This window comes from Fulvivirga ulvae, assembly GCF_021389975.1.
Classification (GTDB): domain Bacteria; phylum Bacteroidota; class Bacteroidia; order Cytophagales; family Cyclobacteriaceae; genus Fulvivirga; species Fulvivirga ulvae.
Genome location: NZ_CP089981.1, coordinates 2,905,929 through 2,926,632, shown reverse-complemented (window position 1 = coordinate 2,926,632; position 20,704 = coordinate 2,905,929). Strand labels below are relative to the sequence as shown.

Below are 20,704 nucleotides of genomic sequence, written 5' to 3'. Positions count from 1 at the left end.
AGCACCGCAATTATTCAATCACGATTACTTCAGTTAACAGGCTGGTAAATGGCCGGGGGATGGGTGGTTTCAGGCAGAACATATCTCAGCGCTTTCCATAGCAGGAAAAGTGACTTGTGTAACCTTAGAAGGGTAAAATCTGTCAGCAAAAAGTGTAGCCCTGTTAGTTGACTTTGCACCATGCATCACAACGAGTCCAACTTAGCCCTGACAGGTTGATGAGACTTCGGCTGGTGCAGATCTTCTGACACAGAACAGTAAAACTCTATCAACTTTTTCCGAAGGTATACGTAAAGTAAAATCTGTCTGGCCCGGTTGGTTATTCTTATTCATAGGATGATTTCCCAGAGTCCCCCATAAGGCACGATTCACCACCTCGTGATGTTTATAATAAGAAATTGATAATGAATAAATAACCGGGGTTTTTAATGATAAAATTAAAAGTTAAATTAAGTAAGATTTGAATCCTTTTGTTTTCCTGCTGTAAACTAACCCTCAGCGGATTTACCACATGAGAACAAGTTGCTGTTCTGGCACTTACAGAACAAAAAAGGTTTCGGGAAGCGAAATGAATAAAAAACATCATATTGTATATCTTCTAATTGCCTTCTTACAGGCAACAACTGTGGTGGCCCAGTTCAGCCTGGAAAAGGTCAAGTTTAGCAGGCCCAATGAAGGCACTGAACTTCAAAGCTCCTCGATTACTTGCATTTTTCAAGATTCGAGAGGGTTTATATGGGTAGGGACGTATGATGGTTTAAACCGGTTTGACGGTTATGAATATTCTGTTTACCGCAACCACCCAAACGACTCCAACACATTAGAAAGAAATTCCATTTTACACATTTATGAAGATCGGGAAGGGACTCTGTGGGTTAGCACATCCAATGGTGGGCTGCACACTTACGATAGGGAAAAAGACCGCTTTAGCCGCGTTAAAATCTGTACCCAGGACTGCGAGGTAAGCCAAATCACAGAAGATGCAGACAAGAACCTGTGGGTTACAGGCATAAGATGGCCGGTGGCTTTTGCAGCAAAACTGGATCGTAGTACTGGTAAATGGCAGCATTACGACATTATCAACTCCATGCGTCCGGTATCTTCATTTATTCCGGCAGCAGCTAAAAACACCTTTTGGATAGGAGTGAGTACCATTGGTTTTTTCAAATGGAACGCCGATACCAACTCCACGATCAGTTATCAGCCTGACAACTCTGATCCAAATAGCATAATCAGCAACGAATTTAACCATGCCATCGAGGATGTCCATGGGAATATATGGATTGGCACAAAATACGGCCTGAGCAAACTTGACACTACCACTGGTAATTTTACAAATTATACTGTACAAGCCGATGACCCCAAAGGGCTACGGGTCAATAATATCCTGACCCTTTGCGAAGATGAAAATTACATCTGGATGGGAACAGAAAACGGCGGCCTCAGCCGCCTCGATACCAGGGCGAATACCATCAGGACATTTATTAATGATAAGCATGATCCCAGTTCCGTAGTGGATAATTCTATCCATGCCCTTTACCGGGACAAACAAAGCCGTATATGGGTTGGTACATACTCGAGGGGACTATGTGTATATGATAAATTAAAATATAAGTTTTCGGAGCTTGATGTACCTCTGGAAAACAATGTTGTGAATGCTATCAGACAAGATTCAAAAAAACGTATTTGGCTGGGCACCGAAGAAGGTGTAGTGATGAAGGATCAGGATAAAGTATATCATTTCCGGCATATAAGCCCCAAAGAGGGGCTTGCGACAGACCCGGTAATATGTATCTATGAAGACAAAGAGCACCAAATGTGGTTTGGCACATGGTCAAAAGGTACAAGCAGGTATGATGAAGTAAAAGGTAAGTTTATCAATTACTTTCCTGATAAAAATAATCCTGAAAGTCTTTCCGATCCTAATGTATTTTCCATCTGTGAAGAGTCAAAAAAAAACAGGATGCTCTTCGGTACCTATGGAGGGATCAATTTACTCGAAGATCGGGATAACGGTATTTTTAAGACCCACACAACAGGTATTGAGTTCAACAATTATGTCCGGATCATATATGAAGACAGTCAAAATACCATTTGGGTAGGTACCATAGAGGAGCTAACCTGGTATAACCCTGATACGGGTGAAATAACACGCTTTGGCGGTCATCTGAACAATGGCGCCAGTCTGGTAGGCGGGCTTGTGTGCAGTATCACCGAAGACAAAAAAGGAGGTGTATGGGTTGGAACTACAGAAGGCTTACACCTGATCATCGATAAAAAGCTTGTAAAAAAGTACACTACAGAAAACGGACTTCCCAATAACGTTATTAACGGTATACTGGAAGATGACCACGGGAACCTCTGGCTAAGCACCAATGAAGGCATCGCGCGTTTTAACCCTGAAGACGGTTCTGTTAAAAAATATGATATCAGTGATGGTTTGCTAAGCAATAGCTTTAAATCTAACTCCTTTTTTAAAAATAGTGATGGATGGATGTTTTTCGGGGGCACCGGGGTAAACGTGTTCCATCCCGATAGCCTGAACGACAATCCGTATACTCCACCGGTTTACATCACCGGGTTAAAATTATTCAACCAGTCAGTCTCCATTGACGATGATACAGGCATTTTGCAGCGCAACATAACCGAAACCCGGAAGATCACTTTGCCCCACAGATACAACTTTTTCTCGATCAGTTTTGTAGGCCTTAACTTCACTTCAACCAATAAAAACAAATATGCCTATAAGCTTGAGGGTTTTGACAGGGAATGGAACTATGTAGACGACCAGCGAACAGCCACATTTACCAATCTGGATGCCGGTACATATACCTTCAGGGTAAAGGCCTCTAACAATGACCAATTATGGAACGAAGAGGGCGCATCTCTAACCATACACATACTCCCTGCGTGGTGGCAAACCTGGTGGGCCAGACTGATTGGAGCTACCTTATTGATAGGTGCTACCATACTATATTACAGACTGAGAATGAGCAGTATCAAAAAGCGCAATAAGCTGCTGAAAAGGATGGTAGATGAAAGAACAAAAGCACTGATGGCCAGCCAGCGTACCATCGAGGAACAAAATGAAGAGATAAAACAACAGAATGAGTGGCTTGAATGCGAAGTAAAAAACAGGACCAAAGCCCTGGTGGAATATAGCCAGCAACTGGAGCAGTTTGCATTTATGGCAGCGCACAACCTGCGGGCTCCTATTGCCAGGATACTCGGCCTGGGCAGGTTGTTTAAGTTGACAGGCGAAAATAAGGTTGAAGAAGCCAAAGAGATATCTGAAAAACTGGTTAGAGCCACTAAGGAATGTGATCAGGTGGTAAAAGACCTGTCCCTCATCCTGGATATTAAAAGAAACAATACGGCTGTAGTCAGTAACATTAATATCAGGGACGAAATGGAGCTGATCAAAGACCATTTGAGTAAAGAGATAGAGGAGACCAAGGCCCGCTTTGAAGAAGACTATTCAGCCTGCACGCACATCAATACTGTAAAATCTTACTTTGAAAGTATACTCATCAACCTCATAAGCAATGCCATAAAGTACAGGCATCCGGACAGGGCACCAGTGATCAAGGTGAACACTGATATCAAGAGTAACTTCATGTGCCTCTCAATAACTGATAATGGCGTGGGTGTAGACCTCTCTACGGCGAGGGATAAACTCTTTACATTATATTCCCAATTTCATGAGCATGCGCAAGGCAAAGGTATGGGATTATACCTGGTCAAAACACAAACTGTTACACTGGGAGGATATGTTGAAGTAGACAGTGAAGTAGACAAAGGCACTACTTTCCGGGTTTATTTCAAAGTCAAACAAAAAATGGAAGAACAGATCGTGCAAATTACTGAAGATAAGGCCTGACTAATTGGTGAGTATTGATGAAGGCGGGTTATATACGCTAACACTCAGTTTAAATTTTACAAGCATAATCAAACCTGTACCGAATATGACTAGGTTATGGGTGAGACTGATTGGCAACACCTTTCTAACCGTAGTCTTGTATTTGGTATCCTGGGCCTGGTAAGAAGCCTCTTTAGAAATTACAGGCACTTCAAAATCAAAAGGTCACCTCATTTTCACTTTTCAATCCTGCTACTTTTAAGTTCAGCATCCATTTTCCATATCACCACTCGGCATGGTGAAAACAACTGCTCCCTGCCTGAACGCCTCACGCTGATCGCTTTCGGCAGGCTGTATAGTGGGTGTACTATGGGAATGATCGCTCATAGCCATCATAGGAGTCATGGTAATGGAGGCATTCTCAATAAGGGCATCGTCGGATGCTTTTTTTAGTAAAAAGCACAATTCATTATAGCCCGAAAATGACGTTTCAGGGCTGTAGACTTCAATTACAAGGTCGGCATCCTTCACCACCTGTTCGTGCAGTAGCTCAAGACCGGAAGTATCGGCCGTTATTTTCGGGTCGGCATCTTCTGAGCAGGTCGAAAACAATGCTATGGCAAATGCGATGACCTCGTAGCCGACCCAAATAATGGGCAGCGCAAGGGAATAAGGTAACGATCCGAATATCGTTTATCCAAAGAATGCCTTGTTTTAACCGCTTCACTGTAAATGCTGAAATTTCAATTCTCTACAAAGACGTACCCTGCAACATTAAAAAACATGAGCCAGATCACATTTACTTATGTCTTTTGGTCAGCCCAGGGTTTACTTGGATTGTAGGTTACGTACAGCCGGCCATACCTATCTCGTAGTGCCCCTCAACACCAATTCAGGATTAATCATTATCTTCTCACCATCCACCGACTCATTTTTTTTGATGATTGATATGAGTTTTTGAGCAGCCAATCCTCCCATTTTCTCACCACCATGTTGCACGGTTGAGAGCTGGGGTGTCATGTAAGTGGCTACAGGCTCGTCTGAAAAGCCAATCACGGAAATGTCAGCAGGAATTTGCTTGCCCAGCATTTGCAGCACATTCACAGAATAATTAGCTACATAATCATTAAAAACAAACAAGCCATCAAGTTCAGGATGTTGTTTGAGGGCCTTTTCTAAAAATAGCGCGATCGACTCCCTGTCAAATTCATAATAGTGGATCAAGGTTTCTTTTACGGGCATACCTGCTTCTTTGAGTGCATCCAAATACCCATAAAGTCGGTTGTTGCTGTTATTGAGGTTAATGCTGGCGGTAATATGGGCAATACACCGGCAGCCTGAGCTGATCAGGTAGCGTGTTGCATCGCTGGCCGCCTGATAGTCATTGGTGACCACTTTAGGCACAGGCAGGAAGTTGGCCACTCTGTCGAAGAAAACGAGGGGGACCTCATACCTCAGCAACTTTTGAAAATGTGTGAAGGCATTGGTTTTCATGGAAATGGCGGCCAATACGCCATCAACCCTGTACTTAAGGCATTGCTCTATAGCCCTAACCTCCTGCTCGATGCTTTCAGCCGTATTGAACAGCATCATTTCATAGCCCGCCTGCTGCAACACGGGTTGTATGCCTGCTATAACCTTGGTAAAAAAGTGTATCGAAAGGTCAGGTACAATAATGCCGATGATCCCGCTCTCCCCTTTACTGAGCCGGTGTGCCACCGCATTGGACTGATACCCCAGGCGCTCGGCCAGCTCCACAACCTGTTTGCGCGTCTTTTCACTGATGCGCGCATGGCCGTTCAATGCCCTCGAAACTGTGGAGTGTGAGACATTAAGTTGACTCGCTATCTCAGCAATCGTCACATATTTACCCATACTTAAAGATACTGCGCACACGTGTGCGCAACAACTAAACTATCAATAAATTGACTATGACCGTTTTAATATCTTAATATGTAATCCCTGAAAACTCCGCTATTGAACATAAAGCACATGGAAAAGACACAATTCATACAGGTTGACAATAAGGACAATGTACTGGTGGCCCTGATAGACCTGGCTCCGGGAGAGGTTTCTTTTGAAGGCTCAAAAATAAGGCTTGCAACAGCCGTTCCACAAAAACACAAGTTCCTTATCTCCGACCTTAGTAAAGGCGAAAAAGTGATCATGTACGGCGTACCGGTAGGCAAAGCCAATACAGACCTCAGGGCCGGTGATCTGCTTACCACCGAAAATATCACTCATTTTGCCGATCCTATAACCGTGGATAACCGAACCGCTTACCACTGGGAACAACCTGATGTGACGTCTTGGAAAAACAGGACTTTCAGCGGTTATCACCGCCCTGACGGCAAGGTAGGCACGGCCAATTACTGGCTTTTTGTGCCTTTGGTTTTTTGTGAGAACAGAAACCTGAAAGTTATTGAGGAAGCTTTGATCAAGGCTTTGGGTTATTATCGACCCAATAAATATGAAGCGCTTGTGAGCGAAAAATTGTCACTGGCTGTTCAGCAATCCGCACCTGCTAAATCGCGGGTATTTGAAAACATAGACGGGATCAGGTTTCTCTACCATCAGGGAGGCTGTGGTGGCACCCGGCAAGATGCTGAGGCTTTGCTGAGATTGCTGGCAGGTTATGTAAACCACCCCAATGTGGCAGGTGCAACCGTGCTCAGCCTGGGATGTCAGCATGCACAAATCAGTTGGTTTCAGGAAATCCAAAAAGAGCTGTATCCGAACACACAAAAGCCCGTGCTTTATTTCGAGCAGCAAAAAATGCCTTCCGAAGAGGCTTTGATCTCAGAAGCCATCGATCAGACCCTGGATGCCTTGAAGGAAACAAACACCATCACCCGTCAGCCCGCCTCTTTAGACAAGCTGGTAGTGGGGCTGGAATGCGGAGGGTCTGATGGCTTTTCCGGCATATCGGCCAATCCGGCAGTAGGGCATGCTTCTGACCTTATAACTGCATTGGGCGGCTCTACCATATTGAGTGAGTTCCCTGAGCTAAATGGCGTTGAACAAAACATTGTTGACAGGTGCACTTCTACGGCTCTTGCCGAAAAGTTCGTAACTATTCAGCGTGCCTACGAATCGCAGGCCAGATCAGTCGGCTCAGGCTTTGACATGAACCCCTCTCCGGGTAATATTAAAGATGGCCTGATCACCGATGCCATAAAATCTGCTGGAGCTGCAAAAAAGGGAGGAAAAGCACCCATCAGTGATATTCTGGACTACACTGAGCCTGTTACCAGAGCAGGTCTCAACCTTTTATGCACCCCCGGCAATGATGTGGAGTCAACTACAGGTCTCGCTGGTTCAGGAGCTAATATAATCCTGTTTACCACGGGACTGGGCACACCTACCGGTAACCCGGTCACCCCTGTAATAAAGATCTCGACCAACAACTCCTTGAGTGAAAAATTGAGTGACCTGATAGATGTAAATGCCGGAGAAGTCATTTCCGGCACTAAAACGATCGAAGATGTAGGCGAGGAATTATTGGAAAAAATTATTGCCGTGGCCAGCGGTGAAGAAACGAAGGCCATGGCTTTGGAGCAAAACGATTTTATACCCTGGAAAAGAGGCGTGTCCCTTTAAACATGACACTCTTAGTTGATAAGAAAGCAATAAGGCATGAAAAAAACATTTGATCTAACTGGAAAGAAAGCCATCATTACCGGTGGCGGGAGTGGAATAGGCCGGGCCATAGCCATTATTTTAGCTGCCCATGGTGCAGAAGCCCACATTCTCGATATTGATGAAACTTCCGCTGAAAAAGTGGTTAAGGAAATAGAAGCCGAAAATGGCAAAGCCAATAACTGGAAGTGCAATGTGGCTGATGCCGGAGACGTGCAGGCCGTATTCCGGAAAGCACTGGGAGGAGCCGCACTGGACATACTCATCAATAACGCGGGCATAGCCCATGTTGGCAATGTACTGAATACCTCGACAGAAGATTTCGACAGGATCTGTGAGGTCAACATCAAAGGTGTTTTCAATACACTGAAAACCGGCGTCGAAGCTATGAAATCAGGTGGTGGAACTATCGTCAACCTGTCTTCGGTGGCTGCTCATGTGGGAATCTCTGACCGGTTTGCATATTCTACCAGCAAAGGTGCCGTACATGCCATGACGCTTTCTGTAGCCAAAGACTGCCTGAGCTATGGCATTCGCTGCAACAGCATCTCTCCAGGCAGGGTGCATACGCCGTTTGTAGATGGATTCCTTTCCAAAAACTACCCCGGAAATGAGAAGGAAATGTTTGATGCACTTTCCAAAACCCAGCCGATCGGCCGCATGGGAAGGCCTGATGAAATAGGCTCACTGGTACTTTATCTATGCTCTGATGAAGCCGCTTTCATTACGGGCAGTGACTTTGCTATTGACGGCGGCTTCGTGACTTTGAATACTTAAGTATTTACTCTGACAGGTTTTTGAAACCTGTCAGAGTAAATACAATACTAAATTTTAGAACAACATAAAAAATGAAATTAATAAGATTTGGAGAGGCTGGCTCTGAAAAACCAGGTGTGGAACATGAAGGTGTACGATACGATGTAAGCGGGATAGTAAGAGATTATGACGAGGATTTTTTTACCGAAGGAGGCATTGCTACTCTGCAGGAAAAATTTGATCCGGCCACTACTTCCAGGATAAGCGATGAGGTAAGACTCGGCGCCCCGGTAAAACGTCCGGGCAAGATTATTTGTATCGGGCTCAATTATCAAAAGCATGCGGCTGAGAGTGGCATGGACGTGCCGAAAGAGCCGGTAGTGTTTTTCAAAGCATCGTCATCCATTGTTGGGCCAAACGACAATATTGTTATCCCTAAAAACAGCAAAAAAACCGACTGGGAAGTAGAGCTGGCCGTAGTGATCGGCAAGAGGGCCAACTACGTAAGCAAGGAAGAGGCTTTGGACTACGTGGCCGGCTATGTACTGCACAACGATGTCAGTGAGCGCGAGTTCCAGCTTGAGCGTGGCGGCCAGTGGGTAAAAGGTAAAAGTTGCGATACATTTGCTCCGCTGGGCCCGTATCTGGTCACCAAAGACGAAGTTGAGAACCCAAACAACCTGAACCTCTGGCTTACACTGAATGGCAAAAAGGTACAGAATGGAAATACCAATGATTTCATTTTCAATGTGCAGGAGGTGATTGCTTACCTGTCGAAGTTTATGAGCCTGATGCCAGGAGATATTATTTCCACCGGCACACCAGAAGGTGTTGGGCTTGGTTTCAAACCACCGGTATACTTGAAAGCCGGTGATGTGGTAGAGCTGGGTATTGACGGGTTGGGAAGTTCAAGGCAGGAAGTAATCGACTGGCAGGCATGAGAATAGACGCTCACCAGCATTTCTGGCAGTACCACCCGGTAAAAGAGGGCTGGATCACGGACGACATGCAGGTGATCCGCAGGGACTTTATGCCTACGGACCTCAAACCGCTGCTCGACGAGCATGCCCTTGACGGGTGTGTGGCCGTGCAGGCAGACCAATCGGAAAATGAAACTCTTTTTCTACTGGAACTGGCCGCTACCCACGATTGGATCAAGGGTGTGATTGGCTGGCTGGACCTGCAAGAACCTGACCTGGAAGAGCAATTAGCCTATTTCAAAGCAAACAAACATTTCAAAGGTGTCCGGCACATCCTCCAGGCCGAACCAAAAGGGTTTATGACTTCAAATCGTTTCGTTGAGGGCGTTAAAAGCGTTGGGAAGCATGGGCTGACCTACGACATACTGACCAACGAAACCCAGCTTGATGACGTCCTGGAATTGGTCAGGAGCCTGCCTGCCATGCCTTTGGTGATCGACCATATCAGCAAACCGGATATTAGGAAGCAGTCCTTCGACCATTGGGCCAAGTATATGAAAATACTCAGTGAGTATGACCATGTACACGTAAAGCTATCCGGCATGGCTACTGAGGCTGACTGGCAGCATTGGACAGAGCAGGACTTTATGATCTATTTTGACTTTTGTCTGGAACATTTTGGCCCAAAGCGGCTTATGTATGGTTCCGACTGGCCGGTATGCCTTGTGGCCGGCAGTTATGGCCGTATCATCGGAGCACTGCAATCGGCCGTCTCTGTCCTCAGTTCTGAAGAGCAGGATTGGATCATGGGAAAGACAGCCTCAAATTTTTATAAACTAACGTAATTATGGATCTAAATTTAAAAGACAAAGTATTTATTGTTACCGGAGGCGCTAAAGGAATTGGAGAAGCCATTGTTTTGGAGCTTGCCCATGAAGGTGCTGTCCCTGTCATTGTAGGACGGTCAGCCAATGCTGCAGAAAAAGTTCAACAGCAGATCATCTCCCGGGGAGGCCGGTGCCACGTGATCAATCAGGAGTTGGGAGAAGAGGATGTATGCAAACAGATAGTAGATGAAACCGTTGCCACTTTTGGCAAAATTGATGGAATCGTGAATAATGCCGGTGTTAATGATGGTACAGGATTGATCAATGGCAGCCCGGCAAAATTCATGAAGTCACTCATGACCAACCTTTCACATTATTACGACCTTGTACACTATGCGGTTGACCACTTAAAGATCTCCAAAGGATCAATTGTAAATATAAGCTCAAAAACAGCACTTACTGGTCAGGGAGGCACCTCGGGCTATGCTGCAAGTAAAGGCGCCCAACTGGCGCTGACCAGAGAGTGGGCTGTAGAACTTGCCCCTTTTGGCATCCGTGTAAATGCCATCGTTCCGGCAGAGGTAATGACACCTTTATACCAAAGCTGGATCAGTACTTTTGATAACCCGGAGGCTAAGCTTAACAAAATCATAAGCAAAATACCACTGGAGCAAAGGATGACGACTGCTGAAGAGATCGCCTCAACAGCAGTGTTCCTGCTATCAGAACGTAGCTCTCACACCACGGGCCAGTGGCTAATAGTAGATGGTGGCTATGTTCACCTCGACCGTGCAATAACCTAAACCTATGAACATGAATAAACCACCCTTAGTATCAAAAAAGATATTGCTGCCTTTTATTCTTATCACATCGCTCTTTGCTCTCTGGGGCTTTGCCAACGCCGTGACAGACCCTATGGTGACTGCTTTTAAAAAAGTGCTTGAGCTAGACAATTTTCAGGCCTCTCTGGTACAACTGGCTTTTTATGGAGGCTATTTCACTATGGCGCTGCCAGCGGCCTTGTTCATCCAAAAGTACTCTTACAAAACAGGGATCATTATAGGGCTGAGCCTCTATGCCCTGGGCGCTTTATTGTTTTACCCGGCAGCCGTTACGGAGCAGTTTGCATTCTTTTTGGCGGGGCTATATATTCTCACCTTCGGGCTGGCCTTTCTGGAAACCACAGCCAACCCCTACATTCTGGCCATGGGTGATAAAGTTACAGCCACTCAGCGTCTGAATCTGGCTCAATCATTCAACCCGGTTGGCCTGCTCGGAGGTCTGTTGGTTGCCCAACAATTAGTATTAAAAAAACTTCAATCAGATAATGTCGATTTCTCTTCACTGTCTGATTCTGCAAAAGCGGCCGTCACCACGGCTGACCTCATGGTAATCCGGACACCCTATGTAGCCCTGGGACTGGGCGTAATACTGATCCTGGTATTGATTGTAGCCAGCAAAATGCCACGGGTCAAATCAGGAGACCTCTACCAAAGCCCCTGGAAAACGATCAAAATACTTGTAAAGAAATCAAAATATGTGGAGGGTGTGATTTCTCAGGCATTTTATGTAGGTGCTCAGATCATGTGCTGGACCTACATTTACCATTATGCGGACACAATTGGCATCAGCGATGAGGAAGCAGGCAACTATCAGTTTATTGCTTTCATTTGCTTTTTTTTCGGCCGCTTTTTCTGCACATTCCTTATGAAATATATCAACTCCGGAAAATTGTTAACAGCCTTTTCTTTAGTAGCTCTTGGCTTGTCTTTAGGCACCATATTCCTCACGGGTATAGCAGGGTTGTATTGTCTGGTGGCTATTTCATTTTGCATGTCGCTGATGTTCCCGACCATTTACGGCATTGCACTGGATGGCCTCACCGAAGATGAATCAAAGATCGGTGCCGCGGGTTTGGTCATGGCCATTGTCGGTGGGGCATTAATGCCTACCTTACAGGGCACAGTGCTTGACCTTGGCGGGGCCGGATATGCAGACATCAGGATCTTAGGAGTTCCGGAAGTAAGTTTTTCTTTTATTCTTCCTGCGATATGTTTTGCGGTAATTGCCCTCTATGGCAAAAGAGTAACTATTAAAACCGCTCAGGCATGAAACGCTACTGTCTCACGCTTGATCTGAAAAATGACCCTGAACTGATAGCCCGGTACATTGAATACCACCAACAAGTGTGGCCGGAGGTGATCAGGAGTATCCGTGATTCGGGGATTCTGCAAATGGAAATTTTCCATATCCATACCAGGTTATTTATGATCATGGAGGTGGATGCTTCCTTTACTTTTGAAAAGAAACGAAAGATGGATGCAGACAACCCCAAGGTTCAGGAATGGGAGACTCTGATGGATCAATATCAGCAACGACTGCCTTTTGCCCAGACAGATGAAAAATGGGTACTCATGGAAAAAATATTTGAATTATGAGCTTTGATACACGATATCCTGCTATTGAAGACCTAAGGAACAGGGCTCGCAGGAAAATCCCCCGGTTTGCCTTTGAGTACCTCGATGGAGGCTGCAATGAGGATGTAAACCTTGACCGGAATACGAGGGAGATCAGGGATGTGCAGCTTATCCCCAGGTACCTTTCCAAACATACCATGTCCGAAATGAAGACTGAGCTGTTTGGCCATACTTATGATGCACCTTTCGGGATTGCTCCGGTAGGGTTGCAAGGGCTGATGTGGCCCAAGGCTCCGGAAATACTGGCCAAAGCGGCCCATGAACATAATATTCCGTTCGTTCTCAGCACGGTTACCACTATGAGCATTGAACGCGCCAGTGAGCTTACGGAGGGCAAGGCCTGGTTTCAGTTGTACCATCCCGCAGAAAACAGACTCCGTGATGATATGATCCGCAGGGCTGAAGCCGCCGGGTGCCCGGTGCTGGTACTGCTTTGTGATGTGCCCACTTTCGGCTTCCGTCCCAGGGACATCCGCAATGGGCTGGCCATGCCTCCGAAAATGACGCTGTCCAACATCCTCCGGATTATGGGCAAACCGGAATGGGCGCTACGTACGCTAATCAACGGACAGCCCAACTTTGAAACATTAAGGCCTTACATGCCCAAAGGGCTAGACCTGAAACAGCTCGGCAAGTTTATGAACGACACCTTTTCAGGTAGGCTAAATGAAGAAAAAATCGCTCCTATCCGTGACATGTGGAAGGGCAAGATTGTGCTGAAAGGCGTGGCCTGCGAAGAGGATACCGAGCAAGCCATTAAACTCGGACTGGATGGTATCATTGTGTCCAACCACGGTGGCCGCCAACTGGATGCCGGGCAGTCGACAATAAAACCGCTTAAGACCATTGCAGAGAAGTACGGAGACCAGATCAAGGTGATGATGGACAGTGGAGTTCGTTCCGGCCCTGATATTGCCCGTACACTGGCAACAGGCGCTTCATTTGCATTTCTGGGCAGAACGTTTATGTACAGTGTAGCTGCTCTGGGCAGTAAGGGTGGCGACCATGCCATTTCCCTGCTCAAAACACAGTTGCAGCAGGTAATGGAGCAGGTTTGTTGCGAACGGGTGCAGGATTTTGGGCGGTTTTTGGAGAGGTAAGTGCAGAGTGTCTCCATTCACCTGCGTGTCAAAATGATAATATTATATCTCCAAAAAAATAAACAGCTAACAAAGCGGCAGCTACACTTAAATATATTAAATTGTATAATCAAAAAATACAAATTATAATAAGTAACAGGATTGAACATTTGCGTAATGAAATATAACTCAGGCAGATTAATAGTAAAGCTTAATGGTAATCACAGCCGAATCAATGCATCCGACCAGCATAGCAACCTACCCAAAACAGGTAATTTCCTGTATTTTACCTCCTCCATTGCGATTGCTGTTGATCGTATGAAGTATCTTTTTCCTGTTATAGTATTCCTGACCTTTATTAATTTTCTTCAAGCACAACCCGTTGGCTACAGTTATGCGAAGAAAATAACGATTCAGAGTTCGCAGGTTTCAGGGGGAGCTGATCTTGTAGATTTCCCTGTATTGATATCTGTCACTGATAACGACCTCAGGGAGACTTCAAGCGGTGGGCATGTAACCAATGTAAATGGGTATGACATCATCTTTACTACAAGTGATTGCGGTACCTTGCTCGATCACCAGATTGAACGTTACGTTTCCACAACCGGAGAGTATATTGCCTGGGTGAGAATCCCAACATTGAGTGCATCTTCAAACACCGAAATCCATATGTACTATGGTAACAATAGTATTTCCGGTGACCCGTCACTTAACAGCGTTTGGGACAGTTCCTATAAAGGAGTCTGGCACTTTAACAATGATGTTACTGATTATACATCAAATGGGAGTAACCTGACGGATAACTCCACGACAAATCTTAATGCAGGTAAAATAGGAAACGCAAGAGATTTAGATAATAATACAAATATTCTTAGTTCCAGCACTGCAGGCAAATACCTTCTCATGTCTAATGGCTCTTTCTCGGGAGTTACAAATTTCACATTTGAAGGGTGGGTTTACTTAGATAGAAGTAATACGAACTGGGAACGTGTTTTCGACTTTGGGCAAAATACCAATGTCAATTTTTTTCTTACCCTATCGAATAGCACGGGAAGCCCAGCTAATACAAATGCCAGAATTACTCTTACCGGAAATAGCGGAGAACAGGGTGCTGTCGTTACCAACACAACAAATACAGGAAGCTGGATCCACTGGGCCGTTGTTCTGAATAACAGTGCCTCTACCATGTCTATTTATCGAAACGGGTCATTGCTGGGAAATGCGACGGGTGTCTCCTTAAGCCCTCAAGACCTGGAAGCTTCTACAGCTAACTATTTCGGACGATCCCAGTATGCAGCCGATCACTATATTGATGCTAAATTTGATGAGTTCCGTATATCAACGACGCAACGTACAGCCGGATGGGTTGCCACTTCTTACAATAACCAAAATACCCCTTCTTCCTTCTATTCAATAGAACCGGAATCTGTCGCCGAGAGTTTGTGTGCAACACTTCCCGTAGAATTTTTCGATTTTTCGGCAAGACCGGAAGGGTCAAGTATTAAACTACATTGGATAACCGCAACCGAGATCAATAATGACTATTTTACAGTAGAACGATCGGTTGATGGTATAGTTTGGCAGGAGTTAGCATTAGAAAAGGGTGCAGGCACCAGTCATAAATTAAAAGAATATACCGTGTATGACACCCGTCCTAACCCCGGTGAGTCATATTATAGAATTAAGCAAACCGATTATGACGGTTCTTTCACTTATTCCATTTTACAACGAGTGAACTTGTCATTATCAAATATATCCATCTATTATATTCAAGCACAAAAAGAACTTATTATTGACCTGGGCATAACAGAATTATATTTAACTGTGTCAATATTATCTGCTATTGGTGAACCTGTTGACATACCTATTATAAATACTTTGAGCAATAGAATTACTTATGATGCATCTTCATTGTCAAAAGGTATGTATGTAGTACGTGTAGTTACTCCTCAGGGGGTGAAGGTACAGGGGCTATTAATCAGGTAACCTTAATAGAGTATCGCATGGAAACCAACAGTGATTGGTTCCACCAAGGCCAATTGCACATAGTTTAAATCTTCTTCAACCAGTACTTTTTGCCAGGGAATAGAGATATATCCGGCCATTCCTCCGTCTCGCTGAACACTAAGGGTCTGGTTGTACCTATATGCATTGAACCTTTTTTGTTTACATGATGTGCACTGTCCGCAATTGGTGTATGGCTCGACAGTAGCCCGTTGCCCTGTTTTGAAAGATTGTGGTACGCCTGGACCTGTTTTTTCGATAATAGCTGATATTTCGTGTCCTGGAATTCGCGGATACTCCACAGGGTTTTTACCGGGATAAGTACTAAGGTCAGAGCCACAAAACCCCACATATTTAATATTAAAAGAATCTCGTCCACACCGATTTGCGGAATTTCTCTTTCCACAATCTTCATCTTTCCGGTTTGTGTTATTTCTACAGCTCTCATTTTTCCTGTTACTAAGTTTGTACACTTTCTCTGAGTGCTCGCCTTATTTCTAATGCTTTACTTGAACAACACCTGTTATTTCGTATTTTTTGACTAAAGACAAGCTTGCTTTGGCATATGACCAGCACGTTTCAAATACAAACTAAGGTATTATTTATCCAGCCGAATGAGGGTTCTTTATGTATTCAGAAAGGGGACTTAATGATTTATTTCTCGCTATAAAGTATTTAGCGTACAAAGGTAAAATGCCAAATTCTTTTTACCGGGTTACTATTCTTCGCTCTAATCACTAAGGTCTGCCATTTTCATTTTATCCTCTTCATAAATGTCAAACATGATATAGTAAGGATTGCGATAAACAATACTTTTGGCCAAACCAGAAGGTAGCATTAAAACTAATTTTATCTGGTGTTTAAAATATGTAATCGCCGGCCGCTAAGCTTGCCGATTATTGTCACCCCCAGATTCAAAAACAGTTTAGATTAACACGTTTAACAGTATCCATAATAAACACCTACCCCTTACCTGCATTAAAAAATACATTGAATTTATGCCCATCCGGGTCGGCAAAGACAAAAACATAATAGCCATTTTCATCGTAGTATTCCTTCTTGTCCTTTTTGGGGTCGTATAGTACGGTTCCTCCTGCTTTTTTCACTTCCTCTACCCACTTGTCCACTTCATCCTTGCTTTGAGCAGAAAGTGTAAAGATGATCTCATTTCCTTTGCTTAGGTCTGCCAATTCCCCTTCCAGATTGGATTTAAGGTGTTCGCTTTCAAAAAAATGGATTACAAAATCATCATCTCCTATCACAAAACTTGCCAGCTCTTTGGTAGAAGGAGGACAGTTGGGCTTAAATCCTAATTTCAGATAAAATTCCCAGGTCCTTTCAACGTTACTTACGGCCAAATTTGCCCAGATCTTTTTTGGATTCATTTTCTTCTTTTTTTTGAGTTATAAGGTAATCATTTCGTGCCAGGCTTACTGGTTTGAATGCAATATGACGTAATGGATCGTATCAAGCCCTGATCGTCAAACAGGTATACATCACAAGCCTGGACATATGATACCGTTAAGCCATCCCTGATAAATTCTCCTGAACCATTCACGGCTACTTTATGGCCATCCTCAATAATATTGAAGGTCTCAAACCGGGTAGTGACTGTCCGAAAATAATTTTCAACTTCTCTGCAATTTCTGATAATTGCCTCTTTGCCGTTGAAATAGTTTTCACCCACAACTTCCCATGTAGCATTCTCCGACAGGTATTCAAAGGTCTTTTCAAAAAGGCCGTTGGAGAATGCAGCTATTATTTCTGTTTTTGACATATTGTTCTCAGGTGTTACCATTAATTGCCATTCTTTGATTTCCTGGCTAAGGTCAGCCATTTTATCCACTTTCATCGATGGCAAGCACGACATAATGAGGGTCAATTACGACAAATGCCTGCTAAGGCCCTGCCCAAAAACCACATCTATGCCCTACTTTTTCCTGTTTAGCTTTCTCATTGAATATAAACATCACTAACTTTTCAATAGAAAATACGTTCAAATCCATCATTACAGAAATATTTTAAACCAACAATAGAAAAATGAAGAACAAAATTTTACTAGTCCTCACCATCCTGTTTGGATTGATGATGGTCAACTCGGGCCTGAACAAATTCTTTAATTACATGCCTATGCCGGAAGATATGCCGGAGGAAACCATGAAGATATTTGGTGCATTTATGACTATAAAATGGTTAATGCCATTAATCGCCCTGGGCGAAATAGTCGGAGGAGTTTTAATAGCCATACCGAAAACAAGAGCCTTGGGTGCGATTGTTATTTTCCCCATCATGGTCGGTATCGTTGTTCACCACCTCACCCATGATCCCGCAGGTGTTGTGATTGGCCTCATCCTCTTTCTTATCAACATTTGGGTGATTATTGAAGAAAAGAACAGGTACATGCATATGATAAAGTAGACTACCTCAAATTACTGACAATTAATACCAAGCCACCCGGAATTCCGGGTGGTATTTTGCCACTTCTCCCCCACAAAGCACAAGTCCCTTCTCCGTAATAACCGAAAGCATACTTTGCTGACTTTAATTGGCAGCACCGCAACTTTTGATATTATATTTTAGATTAGTCTAAAAATATTATTTTATATATCTAAATAATTTTTATATGTTTGTCAAAATAAAGTCAGGGCCGGAGCCATCTGAGGCCGGTTAGAGAAAAACATGTAAACGTAAAAAACAGGAAACAATGAAAATTGAATTAAGACTTCCACAGCTTCCATATGAAAGAAACGCACTCAATCCTATAATCACTGAGGAAACATTCGATTATCATTATGGAAAGCATCACTCCGCCTATGTAAACAATCTCCAAAATTTAGTTAAGGATACGTCAATGGCTGACAATAAGGTGGAACAAATAATTGTTGAGGCTTATCATAATGGGGATTCCGGTTTATTTAATAACGCTGCTCAGCATTGGAACCATACCTTTTTCTGGCATTCCCTGTCTCCCGATGGCGGTGGCCATCCAAACGGAAAAATAAGAGAATTGATAGAGCGCGACTTCAGTTCCTTCGAAAAATTTAAAAGTCAGTTCTCGGAGACAGCAATCAGGCTATTCGGTTGTGGTTGGGCCTGGCTTGCTCAAAACGAGCAGGGCTCCCTGGAAATAATTCCTATGAAAGAAGCCTCTACGCCTCTGACCGACGGGAAAGCTCCAATCCTCACGCTTGATGTGTGGGAACACGCCTACTACATTGATTACCGCAATGCCCGGCCAAAATTCGTGGAAGGCTTTTGGGATATCATCAACTGGGATTTTGCCAACGAGAACCTGAAATAAAATGAGCGATACCTGCGTAAAACATATCGAAGACTTTTGGAAAAATAAAACCAAATCGTCTACTGAGTTATTCAACAAAGGGAGCTTTGAAGAAGCACTGGAAGGTTATCAGGAAGCGTTGTACCGGGCGGAAGTCCTGAACCATAATTTCTCCAACTGTCTTCGTGTGGGTATACCGTTTATTCAGGTTTATGTCATATCCTGTAATAACCTGGCAAATACCTACGAAGAAATGGGGCAACTGGAAGAAGCTGAGAAGATGTTGAAGAGGGTGATTTACTATCTTCTGCATATGGCTGGTAACGATACTCTCAATATAGAGGAGATACAATCAGAACTAAAAAGGGCATCTCTCTGCTACGTTCGGTTTGCGGATGAGAACCACTTTGGTAAGGTAGAGCATGGGCAACTTTTGGATGAGTTAAAAGAAAAGTTTTGTAAAATCAGTTGAATAAGCTCCGGGGGCAAAATGTTTTAGCCATTAGTCAGTCACCTGGAGCAAACCAAAGCCCGGGACGTCAAAAGCCCGGGCTTTAACAGAAGTTTCGCATTATTAGTCCGGACCTATACCTCCTTCTTTAGGCTGGCCTGCAGGTGCAGAGTGATCTGTTGAACTTTCCCGGTAGACATTTTCATGTCGTAGTCAAAAGTTTTGTCAGCATCATTAAGTCGCCATACTCTGGCAGATTGCATCATTCTGATGTCGTTGATAATCTGCAACGATTCAAAAAGCAATTCATGGCCTTCAGTGATTTCCTGTACGCTTTCGAGCTTCAGCAGTTCACACCTGCCACTGTTTTGGGCACTGTTAAGAAAACCATTGAGGTCGGCATCAAAGTACAGAAAGCCTGACTCCCAATGGCTGGCCCTGAAACTATGCTCTCCCTGACTTCTTACCCATGTTTTTTGTTCAAAGTGGGTAAGCATCCTTGCAGGGTCGCCCCTGAAGATAAATTCCTCTTTATATATAAAGTCAGGGATGGTGGGAAACATGCCTCGTCCCTCGCCCTTCCAGTTTCCCTCCAGCAAACTTATAATATGATTTATGTGATTGTGCATCATAGGTCGGCTCTGTGTATAGAGGTAGCAGTACTCTGTGCCGAAGCCAGTATAGTCATATCAGAGACCTGAACCCGGGAAGGCCTGTTGAGGCAAAAAAGCACAGTTTCTGCAATATCTTCGGCCACTAAAGGAGAAAATCCCTGGTAGACCCTGGCCGCCCGATCAACATCTCCTTTAAATCGAGTAGTTGAAAAATTGGTGTTAACAGCACCTGGGGCAATATTAGTTACCTTTATACCTCTTGGTACCAACTCATGTCGTAAGCTTTCACTTATTGCCTCCACTGCCGCCTTTGACGCACAATAAGCCACCCCTTTTCCGTAGGGCTGCTTACCCGCTACTGAACTGATATTAACCACATGACCACCTTTGCTTTTCATTAGATAAGGTATGACCATCCTGGTAATATAAAGCAGGCCTTTAACGTTGACATCTATCATTTGATCAATGTCAGCGATGGCTGAATGATCCAGTTCATCCAACCCATGGGCACCTCCGGCATTGTTGATCAGTACATCTATGCACTGAAATGCCTCTGGCAAATTCTTTATAATTTCCATCAATTGGTCAGTGTGCCCAATGTCAAAACATAAAGTATGCACATTAACATGCTGCGAAAGCTCATCCTTTAACAGGTCTAACATAGGCTGATTCCTTCCGCAGAGTACGAGATTGTAACTGTGAGATGCAAGAAGTATGGCACATGCCTCTCCGATTCCTGATGTTGCGCCGGTGATAAATGCAGTTTTTTTCATTGTTTTTTAAGCAAAATTAGAGCCT

The 20,704-nt window shown here is 44.1% G+C and carries 20 protein-coding genes; 13 read left to right on the top strand and 7 right to left on the bottom strand.

The features are described 5' to 3' along the window. The first annotated feature begins 511 nt into the window (after positions 1 to 511). Positions 512 to 3,880 carry a ligand-binding sensor domain-containing protein gene (locus tag LVD17_RS12245; RefSeq protein WP_233767125.1) on the top strand — a complete coding sequence of 1,123 codons (3,369 nt, stop codon included), beginning with the start codon at positions 512 to 514 and terminating at the stop codon, positions 3,878 to 3,880. Between the two features lie 243 nt (positions 3,881 to 4,123). Here LVD17_RS12245 and LVD17_RS12240 read toward each other — a convergent pair whose 3' ends face one another. Both LVD17_RS12240 and LVD17_RS12235 read right to left on the bottom strand, forming a co-directional pair. Continuing rightward, entirely contained in the window at positions 4,124 to 4,471 is a 348-nt protein-coding gene (locus tag LVD17_RS12240; RefSeq protein WP_233767124.1) for a hypothetical protein, read from the bottom strand. A 252-nt stretch (positions 4,472 to 4,723) separates the two neighbouring features. Beyond that, a complete protein-coding gene (locus LVD17_RS12235) occupies positions 4,724 to 5,734 on the bottom strand; it encodes a LacI family DNA-binding transcriptional regulator (RefSeq protein ID WP_233767123.1) in 1,011 nt (336 codons plus the stop codon). Positions 5,735 to 5,851: 117 nt separating this feature from the next. Between LVD17_RS12235 and LVD17_RS12230 the strand changes: the two genes are divergently transcribed. The 9 genes from LVD17_RS12230 to LVD17_RS12190 all read left to right on the top strand — a co-directional run bounded on the left by LVD17_RS12230 (position 5,852) and on the right by LVD17_RS12190 (position 15,543). After that, complete coding sequence (locus LVD17_RS12230; protein ID WP_233767122.1) at positions 5,852 to 7,459, top strand: UxaA family hydrolase; 1,608 nt, start codon at positions 5,852 to 5,854, stop codon at positions 7,457 to 7,459. A gap of 36 nt (positions 7,460 to 7,495) precedes the next feature. After that, the gene (locus LVD17_RS12225) at positions 7,496 to 8,275 is read left to right on the top strand and encodes an SDR family NAD(P)-dependent oxidoreductase (RefSeq protein WP_233767120.1); all 780 of its coding nucleotides are present in this window, start codon (positions 7,496 to 7,498) and stop codon (positions 8,273 to 8,275) included. Positions 8,276 to 8,346: 71 nt separating this feature from the next. Further along, positions 8,347 to 9,195, top strand: coding sequence for a fumarylacetoacetate hydrolase family protein (locus LVD17_RS12220; protein ID WP_233767118.1), 849 nt, complete (start codon positions 8,347 to 8,349; stop codon positions 9,193 to 9,195). After that, positions 9,192 to 10,019 carry an amidohydrolase family protein gene (locus LVD17_RS12215; RefSeq protein ID WP_233767116.1) on the top strand — a complete coding sequence of 276 codons (828 nt, stop codon included), beginning with the start codon at positions 9,192 to 9,194 and terminating at the stop codon, positions 10,017 to 10,019. Before LVD17_RS12220 ends, LVD17_RS12215 begins: the two co-directional genes overlap by 4 nt. Before the next feature lie 2 nt (positions 10,020 to 10,021). Next, on the top strand, positions 10,022 to 10,804 hold the full coding sequence (locus tag LVD17_RS12210; RefSeq protein ID WP_233767114.1) for an L-fucose dehydrogenase: 783 nt from the start codon (positions 10,022 to 10,024) through the stop codon (positions 10,802 to 10,804). A 10-nt stretch (positions 10,805 to 10,814) separates the two neighbouring features. Then, positions 10,815 to 12,113, top strand: a complete 1,299-nt coding sequence (fucP, locus tag LVD17_RS12205; protein WP_233767113.1) for an L-fucose:H+ symporter permease — start codon at positions 10,815 to 10,817, stop codon at positions 12,111 to 12,113. Then, positions 12,110 to 12,439, top strand: coding sequence for an L-rhamnose mutarotase (locus LVD17_RS12200; RefSeq protein ID WP_233767111.1), 330 nt, complete (start codon positions 12,110 to 12,112; stop codon positions 12,437 to 12,439). The genes fucP and LVD17_RS12200 overlap by 4 nt, the downstream gene beginning before the upstream one ends. Further along, positions 12,436 to 13,578, top strand: a complete 1,143-nt coding sequence (locus LVD17_RS12195) for an alpha-hydroxy acid oxidase (protein WP_233767110.1) — start codon at positions 12,436 to 12,438, stop codon at positions 13,576 to 13,578. Before LVD17_RS12200 ends, LVD17_RS12195 begins: the two co-directional genes overlap by 4 nt. A 156-nt stretch (positions 13,579 to 13,734) precedes the next feature. Continuing rightward, positions 13,735 to 15,543: a DUF2341 domain-containing protein gene (locus tag LVD17_RS12190; protein WP_233767109.1), complete on the top strand. Its 1,809-nt coding sequence runs from the start codon at positions 13,735 to 13,737 to the stop codon at positions 15,541 to 15,543. Between the two features lie 2 nt (positions 15,544 to 15,545). Here LVD17_RS12190 and LVD17_RS28690 read toward each other — a convergent pair whose 3' ends face one another. The 3 genes from LVD17_RS28690 to LVD17_RS12175 form a co-directional block, all read right to left on the bottom strand. Then, positions 15,546 to 15,863, bottom strand: coding sequence for an alcohol dehydrogenase catalytic domain-containing protein (locus LVD17_RS28690; RefSeq protein ID WP_370688816.1), 318 nt, complete (start codon positions 15,861 to 15,863; stop codon positions 15,546 to 15,548). 660 nt (positions 15,864 to 16,523) lie between these two features. Beyond that, the gene (locus LVD17_RS12180) at positions 16,524 to 16,946 is read right to left on the bottom strand and encodes a VOC family protein (protein WP_233767105.1); all 423 of its coding nucleotides are present in this window, start codon (positions 16,944 to 16,946) and stop codon (positions 16,524 to 16,526) included. 29 nt (positions 16,947 to 16,975) lie between these two features. After that, positions 16,976 to 17,413 (bottom strand): nuclear transport factor 2 family protein, encoded by a 438-nt coding sequence (locus tag LVD17_RS12175; RefSeq protein ID WP_233767103.1) that lies wholly within the window; start codon positions 17,411 to 17,413, stop codon positions 16,976 to 16,978. A gap of 188 nt (positions 17,414 to 17,601) precedes the next feature. Here LVD17_RS12175 and LVD17_RS12170 point away from each other — a divergent pair, with 188 nt between their 5' ends. The 3 genes from LVD17_RS12170 (at position 17,602) to LVD17_RS12160 (ending at position 19,313) form a co-directional block, all read left to right on the top strand. Further along, a complete protein-coding gene (locus tag LVD17_RS12170) occupies positions 17,602 to 17,979 on the top strand; it encodes a DoxX family protein (RefSeq protein WP_233767101.1) in 378 nt (125 codons plus the stop codon). Between the two features lie 286 nt (positions 17,980 to 18,265). Further along, positions 18,266 to 18,862 (top strand): superoxide dismutase, encoded by a 597-nt coding sequence (locus tag LVD17_RS12165; RefSeq protein WP_305039607.1) that lies wholly within the window; start codon positions 18,266 to 18,268, stop codon positions 18,860 to 18,862. Position 18,863: 1 nt separating this feature from the next. After that, positions 18,864 to 19,313, top strand: coding sequence for a tetratricopeptide repeat protein (locus LVD17_RS12160; RefSeq protein ID WP_233767099.1), 450 nt, complete (start codon positions 18,864 to 18,866; stop codon positions 19,311 to 19,313). A 113-nt stretch (positions 19,314 to 19,426) separates the two neighbouring features. Here LVD17_RS12160 and LVD17_RS12155 read toward each other — a convergent pair whose 3' ends face one another. Both LVD17_RS12155 and LVD17_RS12150 read right to left on the bottom strand, forming a co-directional pair. Beyond that, positions 19,427 to 19,924: a heme-binding beta-barrel domain-containing protein gene (locus tag LVD17_RS12155; RefSeq protein WP_233767097.1), complete on the bottom strand. Its 498-nt coding sequence runs from the start codon at positions 19,922 to 19,924 to the stop codon at positions 19,427 to 19,429. Continuing rightward, the gene (locus tag LVD17_RS12150; RefSeq protein ID WP_233767095.1) at positions 19,921 to 20,679 is read right to left on the bottom strand and encodes an SDR family NAD(P)-dependent oxidoreductase; all 759 of its coding nucleotides are present in this window, start codon (positions 20,677 to 20,679) and stop codon (positions 19,921 to 19,923) included. Before LVD17_RS12150 ends, LVD17_RS12155 begins: the two co-directional genes overlap by 4 nt. Positions 20,680 to 20,704: the final 25 nt, after the last annotated feature.